Source organism: Pseudarthrobacter sp. MM222 (assembly GCF_947090775.1).
Classification (GTDB): domain Bacteria; phylum Actinomycetota; class Actinomycetes; order Actinomycetales; family Micrococcaceae; genus Arthrobacter.
On the sequence record NZ_OX352321.1, the window covers coordinates 4,073,311 to 4,086,488 of the forward strand.

Annotated in this window: 6 protein-coding genes and 2 rRNA genes; 2 read left to right on the plus strand and 6 right to left on the minus strand. The window is 64.2% G+C overall.

Annotated features, from left to right (window positions below; translation table 11 throughout):
- The first annotated feature begins 88 nt into the window (after window positions 1-88).
- Both OM977_RS18660 and OM977_RS18665 read left to right on the plus strand, forming a co-directional pair.
- The gene (locus OM977_RS18660) at window positions 89-1,792 is read left to right on the plus strand and encodes a DUF853 domain-containing protein (protein WP_264355364.1); all 1,704 of its coding nucleotides are present in this window, start codon (window positions 89-91) and stop codon (window positions 1,790-1,792) included.
- A 112-nt stretch (window positions 1,793-1,904) separates the two neighbouring features.
- Entirely contained in the window at window positions 1,905-2,897 is a 993-nt protein-coding gene (locus tag OM977_RS18665) for a hypothetical protein (RefSeq protein WP_264355365.1), read from the plus strand.
- Between the two features lie 47 nt (window positions 2,898-2,944).
- On the opposite strand, the gene OM977_RS18670 is transcribed toward OM977_RS18665, so the two are convergent.
- From OM977_RS18670 to OM977_RS18695, 6 genes are all read right to left on the minus strand, one after another.
- Window positions 2,945-3,826, minus strand: coding sequence for a DUF559 domain-containing protein (locus tag OM977_RS18670; RefSeq protein WP_264355366.1), 882 nt, complete (start codon window positions 3,824-3,826; stop codon window positions 2,945-2,947).
- 161 nt (window positions 3,827-3,987) lie between these two features.
- Entirely contained in the window at window positions 3,988-5,967 is a 1,980-nt protein-coding gene (locus OM977_RS18675; protein WP_264355367.1) for an NHL domain-containing thioredoxin family protein, read from the minus strand.
- Window positions 5,967-8,141, minus strand: a complete 2,175-nt coding sequence (locus tag OM977_RS18680) for a cytochrome c oxidase assembly protein (protein WP_264355368.1) — start codon at window positions 8,139-8,141, stop codon at window positions 5,967-5,969. The genes OM977_RS18675 and OM977_RS18680 overlap by 1 nt, the downstream gene beginning before the upstream one ends.
- 194 nt (window positions 8,142-8,335) lie before the next feature.
- Window positions 8,336-8,623, minus strand: a complete 288-nt coding sequence (locus OM977_RS18685) for an HU family DNA-binding protein (RefSeq protein WP_264355369.1) — start codon at window positions 8,621-8,623, stop codon at window positions 8,336-8,338.
- 558 nt (window positions 8,624-9,181) lie between these two features.
- Window positions 9,182-9,298 (minus strand): 5S ribosomal RNA (gene rrf, locus OM977_RS18690).
- A gap of 244 nt (window positions 9,299-9,542) precedes the next feature.
- Window positions 9,543-12,668, minus strand: a 23S ribosomal RNA gene (locus OM977_RS18695).
- Window positions 12,669-13,178: the final 510 nt, after the last annotated feature.

Sequence of the window (13,178 nt, forward strand, 5' to 3'; positions counted from 1 at the left end):
CATACGACGCCGGTTTGCTGACCCCAGGGCTCACGGCGCTAGCCGAATACGCCCGGACCGGGCTGCCGGACCCGGCTAAGCTAACGGCATGGCCATCAAATCCACTGCAGATAAAGTCGCCACGATCCAAAAGGGCTATGCCCTCGAGGGGCCCACGATCGAGCTTGGCGCGGCGATCGTCGACGGCGAACTCCACAAGGACGCTCCCGTCCGCCTGCCGCTCTCTATGATGAACCGGCACGGTCTGGTGGCCGGCGCCACCGGCACGGGCAAGACCGTCACCTTGCACATGATGGCAGAGCAGCTCTCCGCCGCCGGCGTGCCCGTGTTCCTCGCCGACATCAAGGGCGACCTCTCCGGGCTGGCCACCGCCGCCACCGGCACCGAGAAGCTCATGGCCCGCACCGAGAGCATCGGGCAGCCCTGGTCCGGCAAGACGTTCCCGGTGGAGTTCCTGGCCCTCGGCGGAGACGGCACCGGGATCCCGGTCCGCGCCACCGTCACGTCCTTCGGCCCCATCCTGCTCTCCCGCATCATGGAACTCAACGACACGCAGGAATCCAGCCTCCAACTGGTCTTCCACTTCGCGGACAAGAACAACCTCGAGCTGATCGACCTGAAGGACCTGCGCGCCGTCATCCAGTTCCTCACCTCGGACGAGGGCAAGGACGAACTCAAGGAACTCGGCGGACTTTCCAAGGCCACCGCCGGGGTCATCCTCCGTGAACTCATCACGCTCGAGGCGCAGGGCATGGAAAAGTTCTTCGGCGAACCCGAGTTCGACACCGCCGAGCTGCTGCGCACCGCCCCGGACGGCCGCGGCGTCGTCAGCTGCCTGGAGTTGCCCACGCTGCAGACGAAGCCGATGCTCTTCTCCACCTTCCTGATGTGGCTGCTGGCGGATCTCTTCGAGGAACTGCCCGAGGCCGGCGATCTGGACAAACCTAAACTCGTGTTCTTCCTGGATGAGGCACACCTGCTGTTCAACGACGCCTCGAAAGCTTTCCTGGACGCCATCACCACCACCGTGCGGCTGATCCGCTCCAAGGGCGTCGGGATCTTCTTCGTCACCCAGACGCCGAAGGACGTTCCGGCCGAGGTGCTGGGGCAGCTGGCCAACCGCGTGCAGCACGCCCTGCGGGCCTACACGCCCGAAGACGCCAAGGCACTCAAGGCGACCGTCTCCACCTTCCCGATGAGCGATTACGACCTGGAAGAGACGCTTACCTCGGCGGGCATCGGCGAAGCCGTCATCACGGTCATGAACGAGAAGGGCGCCCCGACTCCCGTGGCATTGACCCGCCTTCGGGCGCCCGAATCCGTGATGGGTCCGAGCAGCGATGCCCTGATTGCGAGCACCGTGGCCGGCTCGGCCCTGCTCGCCAAGTACGGCACGGCGGTGGACAACGTCTCCGCCTACGAGAAGATCACCGGCAAGCCGGGCACGGACGGCCGGGCAGCGGGCGCCGGAGGGTCGTCCCCGGAGAAGGTAGCGGACGTGGCAGGCGCTCCGGGGTCCGGCGTCGACGCCGAGGCCCGGCGGATCGAGGAAGAGATCCTGGGCCGACCCAGCAGCCGGCCCGCGCCGGCGCCGGAACGCGCCCAGGCACCCGAACGCCAGACCCGGCAGGCGCCGCAGGGGACGGGGGGCATGGCCGGCGATCTCGCCGGGGCGCTGGGCGGGGCGCTGGGCGGCGGCCTCAAGAGCATGGCCCGCTCGCTCGGAACGCAACTGGGCCGCGAGCTGCTCCGAGGCGTCTTCGGGACCGCACCCAAGCGCCGGCGCCGTTAGCCACGGCGCCCCCGGGGCGGGGCCGGTTGAGCCCTGTTCGCCCGGCCCGGGATGACGCATGTCACACGGGAAAGCATTACCGTGGCGTGCAGGTAACGTAAGGTACGTGCAAATGAGTCAGGCGTTAGTCAGGATCGCAGCCGGATGGCTGCTGGGCCTGATGCTCGCCGTGGCCGGAGCCATCGTGACGGTGACCGTGGTCAACGACACCATCGCGGGCCCGCAGCAACCCGTCCGTGAGTACCTCGACGCCCTGCAGAAGGGCGAAGGCGAAAAGGCGCTGGGCCTTCTGCGTGCCTCGGTTCCGCAGAGCAACGCAGCCATGCTCGACGGGTCAGCGCTCCAGACCGCCGCAGCCCGGATCAGCGACGTCAAGTTCGGCGAAGCGGAGGACCGCGGCGGCAACCAGGTCATGGTGCCGATCGAGTACACCATTGACGGGTCCGGGCTGCGCACGGAGTTCCTGCTCGAAAGGTCGGGAACGGAGTGGCTGTTCTTCCACCAGTGGTCCTTCGTCCCGTCGGCTCTCCCGGTCCTCGACGTCACTGTCGTGAACTCGAACGAGGCCACACTCAACGGCGTGCCGGTGAACATGCCAGGCGGCCGTAACTCATTCGCGGTCTTCTATCCCGGGGAGTACGAGGCCACGCTGAACGGCCAGTATTTCTCGGCGCCGCCGACGCGTGCCACCCTCTCCGGACGGGACGTTCCGGCCGCTCCACTGAACCTGCTGACCCAGGCCACCGACGCCCTCAAAGACGCCGTGAGCGCCAAGGTCAAGGAGTTCCTGGACGGCTGCGCCGACGAGGCGGACAAGCAGCAGCAGCTGCAGCCGGACTGCCCGTTCTACCACGCGACCAACAACCGCGTCGTCGACGGAACCATCGACTGGAGCATCACCGATTATCCGGCCGTCAGCATTGAGCCCTTCGGCGGCCGCTGGGTGGTGGCGCCGCTGGACGGCAAGGCCCGGATCACGGCCCGTCAGGTGGACCTGTTCACCGGTGCCCCCGGCGAGATCAGCGAGGTCCACGATTTCAGCTTCACCACCCGCCTGGAGATCGACGCGGACACCGTAAAGCTGACGCCGCTCCTAAGCTACTGAGCCGCCGGCTGCCGAACCGGCCCGGTTTTGAGCTGCGCGCCGCCGCTTTAGCGCCAGGTACGGGGCTCGACGGCCGCAAAACCGGGCCGCTTCGGTTGCGGCCACCGCAGGGAACCCCGCGCCAGCACGTCACGCACTTGGGCCAGGACGACTTCCGGCGCAAAGACGACGTCATCGTAGAAAAAACGCAGCACCGGAAGCCCGTGAACCACCGCCGAATTGTCCCGGCGGCGATCCTTCTTGAACTGGCGTGAGTCTAGGTGGAACGCCAGCCCGTCGATTTCGACGATCAGGAAGCCTTCAAGCAGGAAATCCACCCGGCCTATGCCCTCGATCCACACCTGGGTTTCGGTGGAAATCCCTGCCTCCCTGAACAGGATCCGGGCGAGGGTCTCTAGGAGGGAATCCGCACCACGCTCAACCCTCGCGACCACATTCCGCGCTTTCCCGCACCGGTTCCCCACAAGGTGCCGGAGCAGGTACCTCAGGTCGATGTCTCCCCGGTTGTAGGCGCTCTCGACCATGACCAAGGACTCCAGCGGCGGCAGGCAAAGGAGTGCGTGAAGGAGGACATCCGGCAGGGCGGCCACCGCTCCCCCGACGTTGGGCTGGGTCAGGGCCGTCCGGTGGCTAACGCAGGAGTGCGTCCGCTTGCCGTTGCTGTGCCAGTAGTGGGGCACCGCCGCAGGGCGCAGCATCCACAACCTGAACCTCGGCGCCGCGGACAGGCAGGTCAGCAACGCCCGGGACCGCTTTGCGGCCACCAGTTCCGGGTCCGCGCCGGGGAGCGCCAGCAGCCCCCGCTCCAGCCGAACCACGGCACCGCTTCGGACGGCACTCCGGATGGCGGTTTCACCGGCGCCCCTCGCGACAACGGCCCGGGTCAGGGCCACGCCGCCAACGGAGCGGAGTATCTGCACAGGATCCATGTCACTAACTGTGCAGCGGCCCGGACAGACCAAACAGACGGCCCGGACGCTATGTGGACGACGTTCCCCCCGGGCTGGCCCATCATTGGCAGTCCTCAGGCTCAACCGCCACGGCCACCGCAGGGAGGTGGCGGCCAAAACCGGGCTACTTCGGTGGTCGGCTAGTCCATTCCGCGGAGGTCCAGCACCAGCTCGGAGTCGCCGTCAGCCTGCAGGAGCACCGGGATCCCCCAATCCTGCTGGTACAGGTGGCATGCGGCGTGGTCGGGGATCTCGCCGTCGGCGTCTTCCGGGCCGTCACAGGCCGCGGCGCGGGCAGTGATGTGCAGCACGCCCTCAGCGATGTCAGATGCGAGTTCCAGCGTCCGAAGCAGGCCCACGGAGGTCCCGCCGCCGGACAGCAGCAGCTCCGGCGGGGTCGAGGAGATCTTCAGCTGCGTGGGATCGCCCCAGCGGTCATCCAGCTTCTGGCCTGTGGGGGCGGTGAACCGGACGGTCAGCTGTAGCAGCCCGGGGGCAACCGGGGTCTTCGGCCGGTGGGTCTGGGCGGCGCCCTCGTCCACCTGCTGGGCTTCCTTCGGGATGGGCACGTACACCAGCTGGTGTTTGTTGGCCTCGACCACCACCAGGAGCGGCTCCGCGCCGGCCACGTGTGTGTGGTCAACAATGACGTCGGAGGGCTCGGAGAGCCCGCGCGCCAGCGTGGACACGGTCCCGGATGCGGGGTCGTAGCGCCGGACCGCGCCGTTGTAGGTGTCGGCGATCGCCACCGATCCGTCCGGCAGTACGGTGACACCGAGGGGGTGCTGCAGCCGGGCTTGGGAGGCGTCGCCGTCGCGGAAGCCGAAGTCGAACAAACCCTGGCCGACGGCGGATTCAACCGTGATGCTCGCGTCCGTTCCGATGACCAGCTTCCGCAGGGCCGAGGTTTCGGAATCCGCCACCCAGATGTTCCCGTCGGCGTCTTCGGCGAGGCCGGATGACTGGGCGAACCAGGCTTCCGGCGCCGGGCCGTCCAGCAGGCCTTCGAGTCCGTTGCCAGCGATGATGGACACAGCTCCGGTGAGCGGGTCGAAGCTGAAGATCTGGTGCACGCCGGCCATCGCCACGACGACGGCGTTCAGCTTGGCAGACCACACTACGTCCCACGGGGAGCTCAGGGAGACCCGCAGCGGGTCCGCCTCGAGCCGGGCACCGTAGGCGGCGCCTTCCTCGTCCACGCGGGCCGGGCCCGTTTCGAGCAGGCGCTGCACGCCGTTGCCGGCGATGGTAATGACCTTCCCGTCGGCAAGCGACAGCCCCCGGAGCCGATGGTTGACCGTGTCGGCAACCACGACGTCGTAGCCGACCTTCGCGGCGACGTCTTCCGGGAGCAGGACCAGGCCCTGCGGCTCGTTGTAGCGGGAGTCCTCGGGACCGCCGTCGGCGTGGCCCTTTTCCCCGGAACCGTAGGTGCCCCGCACCGACTCGAAATCGGTGGAGAGCTCTACCAGTCGGTGGTGTCCGGTGTCCGTGACCAGCCAGGACCCGGCGTCGGCTTCCCCGGCAGGGGAGCCTTCGGCTGAGGCGCCGCGTCCGGCCGGGAGGTACAAGGCCTTACCGGGGAAGCGCAGCGTGCCCGACGTCGGTTCGGGCGCCACGTAGGGGCCGTCGCCGCGGTGCAGGGTGCCTTTGGCCTCGTGCTCGGCGATCAGTTCAGGAAGGAGCACGGAGAGGCCGTCCGCGTGGCCTTCGCCGGAGAGGTGCGCCACGATGTAGCCCTCGGGGTCGATGACCACCAGGGTGGGCCAGGCGCGGGCGGTGTAGGCCTTCCAGGTGTCCAGCTCCGGGTCGTCCAGTACCGGGTGGCGGATCTCGTAACGCTCAACGGCCGCGGCCAAAGCCACCGGGTCAGCCTCGTGCTCGAACTTGGGCGAGTGCACGCCGACCGTTACCAGGACATCGGAGTACTGCTGCTCGAGGGGGCGGAGTTCGTCCAGGACGTGCAGGCAGTTGATGCAGCAGAACGTCCAGAAATCCAGCAGCACAATCTTGCCGCGGAGGGATTCCAGGTCCAAGGACTTGCCGCCGGTGTTCAGCCAGTTACGGCCCACCAGTTCGGAAGCGCGGACCCGGAGGTGGGTGCGTACGGTTTCGCTCATCAGCGTCCTTCCAGCTTTGAGTTGCGTTCGGCCAGCTTGGCATCGCGTTCGGCCAGCTTGGCAAACATATCGTTGTAAGCAGTGAGATCGGCGTCGTTATTCCTGTCGGCTGCCCTGTCGGTGCGCTTGGACTCGCGGGCGTCGGAGCGGGACCATTGGACCGCGACGCCGATCGCGACCAGCAAAGTGGGCACTTCGCCAATGCCCCAGGCCACGGCGCCGCCCATTTGCTGGTCCAGCAGTGCCGAGGGACCCCAGGTGCGGCCGAGATTGCCGAAGTAGTCCGCGGCCAGCAGACCCGTACCCCCCATGATCGCGACGCCGAAGAAGGCGTGGAAGCCCATCGTGGCCAGCAGGAGCAACAGCCGCATGGGATAGGGCGCCCGCCGCGGCAGGGGGTCGGTGCCGATCATCGTCAGCACGAAGATGTAGCCGGTCAGGGCGAAGTGCAGGTTCATGAGCTCGTGGCCCACGTGGTCCCGCATGGCGTAACCGAACGCGTCCGAGTAGTAGAACAGGACGATCGAGCCGGCGAAGTTGGCGGCGGCGAACAGCGGGTGGGTCACCAGCTGGGAGAACTTCGAGTGCAGGAGGATCAGCAGCCATTCGCGCGGCCCCCGCGAACCGTCCCGCCGCGGTGCCAAGGCCCGGAGGGCCAGCGTCACGGGTGCGCCGAGGACCAGGAAGATCGGCGCCACCATGGTCAGTGCCATGTGGTCCACCATGTGAGCCGAGAACAGGATCCGGCCGTAGACCGACGGCGGGCCGGACGTAACGTACGTCAGTACCACCAGTCCGATCACCCAGTTCACGGACCGGAACAAGGACCAGGAGTCACCGCGCCGCGCCACTTTCCATACTCCGAGGAAGTAGGACACCAAACCGAAGACCGCGACGGCGACCCACAGCCAGTCAAACCGCCATTCGGTCAACCAGCGTTCCGGCGTGAGTTCGGGCGGAAGGTCGTAGCCCGAGAGAATGAAGGCCGGGGATGCGTCCGGGGCATAGGTGGTCGGCGCCGGCGGCGCGGAACGGCCGAGGGCGACGGCGACGCCCGACGTCGCCCCCATGATGATCAGCTCCACCACGACAAGCTGCCAGAGCACGCGCCGGGCGGACATGCCAACGCCCTGACTGCCCAGCTGCGGGATGACCCAGCTGCGATGCATCAGCCCGACGCCGCCGAGCACAAGGGTTGCTGCGGTCTTAGCCACGATGAGCTGTCCATAGGAGGAGCCGAAGAGGTCGGCCCAGCTGGTCACGCGGATGCTGGCATTGACCACGCCGGAGGCAAGAACCAGGACGAAGGCGAACCCGGCCAGGGCCGAGAAGCGGCGGAGCGTCGGCTCGGTGATGTCCTGCCTCGCGCCGGCCTTGCCCGAAGCCCCGGCGGCGCCGCGGCCCCCGGCGGCGAGAATGCCGGAAAGAAACACCAGCATGATGATTCCGCCTACCCACGCCGACACACCCACCAGGTGCAGGCCAAGCGAGTTGATGGCGCCTTCGTGGTCATCTGAACTGGAGGAGTGGCCAATCAACGCTGACGGCACCAAGCCCGCCAACGCGAGCACCAGGGTGGCCGCCAGGCCGCCCAGGGACCGGACTCCGAACAGCGCGGTGGTGACAACGGCGGCGATGATGACCACGGCCAGCCAGGCCCGTCCGGTTTCGATATCCGTCATGAAGTAGACCAGGGAGCGGGTGAATTCCGGGTCGCCGGAGAGCCCTTGGCCCGCCACGTCCGCGTAGCCCAGCACGAGTACGGCGATCGCAGAAAGGGTCCAGACGGCACCTGCGCTTGCGGCGACCGACAGAGCACGGGTAAAGGCTGGATGTTCGGTCGCATCCGCTTCTTTGGACCGGGAGCCTCCGAGGCTGCGCGGCAGGATCCCGACGGCGAAGATGAGACCGCCGATCACGGTGGCGAGGGAGACGTTGTGAAGGGCCTTGCTGACAGGCAGACCCCAGCGGACCAGGGCCCCGGGGTCCGAGACCTGACGGGCCGCGGCGGCGCCTGTGAACAGCAGCGCAGCTGCCAGGCCCGCAAAGAGCGCTACTAGGCCTACCAGCTGCCAGGACGGGGCTACGCCGCCCGGAAGACCAGCTGGGCCTCGCGCTCCCCCGGAGGAGTTTGGCGGAGCGGCTGTGGCACGGGAATTAGCGGCGGAAGGCACACCTCCATTGTCCGCTACGCCCCGGCCGGTCGCCCAATCGGGAGGAGTGACGTGCCGGCGGACCGGTTGGGGCCGTTTGAGGGCGGACCGGGACGGGCCGGGACCGGGTCCGGTCGTTGCGAACGGACCTGCAGCTCGCCTTAACGCAAAAGGAGCGGCAACCCGGGGGTTGCCGCTCCTTTGAGTCTTGAAGACTACTTCTTCTTGGCGACTGCAGCCTTCAGCTTGGAGCCAGCAGACAGCTTGACGCTGTGGCCAGCGGCGATCTGGATGGTCTCGCCGGTCTGCGGGTTGCGGCCGGTGCGAGCTGCACGGTCGGTGCGCTCAACGGAGAGCCAGCCCGGGATGGTGATCTTTTCGCCCGAGGCGACAGAGGTCTCGAAAACCTCGAACAGTGCATCGAGCACGGAGTTGACAGCTGCCTGGCTGGTGCCGGCCTTGCCTGCTACCTCTGCAACAAGTTCACTACGGTTCTTAGCCATTTATGTCCTCCTGGACGCTCATGATTTCGGGAGCCTGCACACGGTGTGCGTACAAGCCACTGTTCGAAAACTTACCAGCTTGCCGCCGCCGAGGTGACAAATTCCGCGTGTTTTCAGCGTTTTCCGGGGAAAATCGCCGGAATCCGCCGCTTTGGAGGGCATATTTCGCCGATAGCGGACGGGGTCCCTGGTCCGCCCAGTCCCCGAGGGAGGCGGCGTCACGGGGAACAGCCACGCCGCGAGCGGCCGCGTCGTCCGGCACCGGGGGCAGCCGCGCCGGCGGGCGGTGGGTTGTCGGGGGGCGCTCCCTTTCCTGCTGGGCGGCTCCGATGATGGGTGGGGGTACTGGAGTCCGGCGGGATGTCGTCTGCGGAGGTCCCGCCGGCGCTTCTCGCAGGGGCCGGTGGTGGGCGCCCGGAGGCGGGGACGGGACGGGGCGGCCACGGGCCGGGGCGGGGACGGGCTCTGCCCGGCGGTTGTGGCGGGTTGTTTGGTGGTGGGGGGTTAAATGCGGGAGAGCCTCCAGACGGTGTCTGGAGGCTCTCGACCGTAATTTATGTCCGGCGGTGACCTACTCTCCCACACCCTCCCGGGTGCAGTACCATCGGCGCTGTGGGTCTTAGCTTCCGGGTTCGGGATGGGACCGGGCGTTTCCCCCACGCTATGACCGCCGTAACCCTGTTACCCGTCCCCCGGGCGCCTGGGCGTCGGGGGTGGGAAATCTGTGGTTACAACATGTGCTCCCGCCCTTTGGGGGCGGGGGTGGTGTTGTTATTCAGTTGTGGTTTTGTTCCCGTGGCAACAAAGCCGGCGGGACCGGGTTTGTTGGTTGGGAACCACATAGTGGACGCAAGCAGTCTTGTTTCTTTGTACCACCCCTGGGTGCGAACCCCTTTTGAACGGGTTCGCGGGGTGGTGTGTGGTGTAAGTTATCGGCCTATTAGTACCGGTCAGCTTCACGAGTCGTTAGTCCTCGCTTCCACATCCGGCCTATCAACCCAGTGGTCTGGCTGGGGGCCTCTCACACACAAGGTGTATGGAAATCTCATCTCGAAGCGAGCTTCCCGCTTAGATGCTTTCAGCGGTTATCCCATCCGAACGTAGCTAATCAGCGGTGCACTTGGCAGTACAACTGACACACCAGAGGTTCGTCCGTCCCGGTCCTCTCGTACTAAGGACAGCCCTTCTCAAATTTCCTGCGCGCGCAGCGGATAGGGACCGAACTGTCTCACGACGTTCTAAACCCAGCTCGCGTACCGCTTTAATGGGCGAACAGCCCAACCCTTGGGACCTACTCCAGCCCCAGGATGCGACGAGCCGACATCGAGGTGCCAAACCATGCCGTCGATATGGACTCTTGGGCAAGATCAGCCTGTTATCCCCGAGGTACCTTTTATCCGTTGAGCGACGGCCATTCCACAATGTACCGCCGGATCACTAGTCCCGACTTTCGTCCCTGCTCGAGATGTCTCTCTCACAGTCAAGCTCCCTTGTGCACTTACACTCGACACCTGATTGCCAACCAGGCTGAGGGAACCTTTGGGCGCCTCCGTTACTTTTTAGGAGGCAACCGCCCCAGTTAAACTACCCATCAGGCACTGTCCCTGACCCGGATTACGGGCCGAAGTTAGATGTCCAAAGTGACCAGAGTGGTATTTCAACGATGACTCCACCCGAACTGGCGTCCGGGCTTCAACGTCTCCCACCTATCCTACACAAGCCACTCCGAACACCAATACCAAACTATAGTAAAGGTCTCGGGGTCTTTCCGTCCTGCTGCGCGTAACGAGCATCTTTACTCGTACTGCAATTTCGCCGAGTTTATGGTTGAGACAGCGGGGAAGTCGTTACTCCATTCGTGCAGGTCGGAACTTACCCGACAAGGAATTTCGCTACCTTAGGATGGTTATAGTTACCACCGCCGTTTACTGGGGCTTGAATTCTCAGCTTCGCCTTGCGGCTAACCGGTCCTCTTAACCTTCCAGCACCGGGCAGGAGTCAGTCCGTATACATCGTCTTGCGACTTCGCACGGACCTGTGTTTTTAGTAAACAGTCGCTTCCCCCTGGTCTCTGCGGCCCCTGCACGCTCCGGACAGCTTGTGTCCATCACGATGGGGGCCCCCCTTCTCCCGAAGTTACGGGGGCATTTTGCCGAGTTCCTTAACCATAATTCTCTCGATCGCCTTAGTATTCTCTACCTGATCACCTGTGTCGGTTTGGGGTACGGGCGGCTAAAACCTCGCGTCGATGCTTTTCTCGGCAGCATAGGATCACCAAATCCCCCCATACGGGGGTCCCATCGGGTCTCAGGCATCATGAACGGCGGATTTGCCTACCGTTCGCCCTACATCCTTAGACCGGGACAACCATCGCCCGGCTTGGCTACCTTCCTGCGTCACACCTGTTAATACGCTTGCCTCCCAGGATCAGGTCCCGCGCTCCACCAAAACCCTTCCACCACAAGGGCGGTCGGGCAGGTCTCGGGCGGTTAGTATCCCCTGTTCAGCATGGGCGGTTTTTCGCCGGTACGGGAATATCAACCCGTTGTCCATCGACTACGCCTGTCGGCCTCGCCTTAGGTCCCGACTTACCCAGGGCAGATTAGCTTGACCCTGGAACCCTTGATCATTCGGCGGACGGGTTTCTCACCCGTCTTTCGCTACTCATGCCTGCATTCTCACTCGTGTAGGCTCCACCGCTGGTTTACACCGCGACTTCACTGCCCACACGACGCTCCCCTACCACTCCAGACGCCTGAACCACGAAGGCTAGGCACATGTCTGAAATCCACAACTTCGGCGGTGTACTTGAGCCCCGCTACATTGTCGGCGCGGAATCACTTGACCAGTGAGCTATTACGCACTCTTTTAAGGATGGCTGCTTCTAAGCCAACCTCCTGGTTGTCTTCGCAACTCCACATCCTTTCCCACTTAGCACACGCTTAGGGGCCTTAGTTGGTGGTCTGGGCTGTTTCCCTCTCGACTATGAAGCTTATCCCCCACAGTCTCACTGCTGCGCTCTCACTTACCGGCATTCGGAGTTTGGCTGACGTCAGTAACCTTGTAGGGCCCATTAGCCATCCAGTAGCTCTACCTCCGGTAAGAAACACGCAACGCTGCACCTAAATGCATTTCGGGGAGAACCAGCTATCACGAAGTTTGATTGGCCTTTCACCCCTACCCACAGCTCATCCCCTCCATTTTCAACTGAAGTGGGTTCGGTCCTCCACGACGTCTTACCGTCGCTTCAACCTGGCCATGGGTAGATCACTTCGCTTCGGGTCTAGATCACGCCACTGCAACGCCCTATTCAGACTCGCTTTCGCTACGGCTTCCCCACACGGGTTAACCTCGCGACGTAACACTAACTCGCAGGCTCATTCTTCAAAAGGCACGCCGTCACAACTACAAGGTTGCTCCGACGGATTGTAAGCACACGGTTTCAGGTACTGTTTCACTCCCCTCCCGGGGTACTTTTCACCTTTCCCTCACGGTACTGGTCCGCTATCGGTCATTAGGGAGTATTTAGGCTTATCAGGTGGTCCTGACAGATTCGCACGGGATTTCTCGGGCCCCGTGCTACTTGGGATACTTCACCAGGCGGTACACAACATTTCGGTTACGGGGCTCACACCCTCTCTGGCCGGCCTTTCAAGACCGTTCACCTATGCCTGTACTACTCACCCCACTGTCCCGGCAGAGACAGAATGGGAAGTCCCACAACCCCGACCATGCAACGCCCGCCGGCTATCACACATGGAACGGTTTAGCCTGATCCGCGTTCGCTCGCCACTACTGACGGAATCACTATTGTTTTCTCTTCCTGCGGGTACTGAGATGTTTCACTTCCCCGCGTTCCCTCCACGCACCCTATGTGTTCAGATGCGGGTCACCAGGCAGCTCGCGCCCCTGGCGGGGTTTCCCCATTCGGACACCCTGGGATCACAGTCCGGTTATCGACTCCCCCAGGCTTATCGCAGATTCCTACGTCCTTCTTCGGCTCCTAATGCCAAGGCATCCACCGTGTGCTCTTAAAAACTTGACCACAAAAGATCAAAAACGCTATTTCGAGAGAACCACGAAAACCACCCGGACACCACCACCACAACCCAAAAGGGCCACAGCACGCAGTACCCGGACAGATCCAGGTTCATATTCTTGGAAATTGCTTCTTATAAAAGATGCTCGCGTCCACTATGTAGTTCTCAAACAACAACCCCGTACCACACACCCCACACGAACCCCCACAAAAGGAGGGCCAAACCGTGCGCTCGGTGCAGCCAGGAAACCAGAAACAAACCAGTCCCGGAAGTTACCTCCCGGTCCTGTTGTCTCAGGACCCAACAGTGTGCCAAACACTAAACCGCCCGTACCCGCCCCCGCACCGTTCCAGGACACCCTCAAGAGGGGATCCGTACTGGGTGCCGGGAAAGAACCGACGGCCGCTATTCGTTGATATTCCACCCGTGAGCACCCGCCGCAGAACAAACGTCTGCGCAACGGGCGTACTCCTGACAACCCCACCACACGGGCATGCGCCCGGCAGGGTGGTTGT

Bases quoted from the DNA above. Each gene is read 5' to 3' on its own strand.
- OM977_RS18685 (WP_264355369.1), bottom strand. From the start codon at position 8,623: ATGGCTAAGAACCGTAGTGAACTTGTTGCAGAGGTAGCAGGCAAGGCC.
- OM977_RS18665 (WP_264355365.1), top strand. From the start codon at position 1,905: ATGAGTCAGGCGTTAGTCAGGATCGCAGCCGGATGGCTGCTGGGCCTG.
- OM977_RS18660 (WP_264355364.1), top strand. From the start codon at position 89: ATGGCCATCAAATCCACTGCAGATAAAGTCGCCACGATCCAAAAGGGC.
- OM977_RS18675 (WP_264355367.1), bottom strand. From the start codon at position 5,967: ATGAGCGAAACCGTACGCACCCACCTCCGGGTCCGCGCTTCCGAACTG.
- OM977_RS18670 (WP_264355366.1), bottom strand. From the start codon at position 3,826: ATGGATCCTGTGCAGATACTCCGCTCCGTTGGCGGCGTGGCCCTGACC.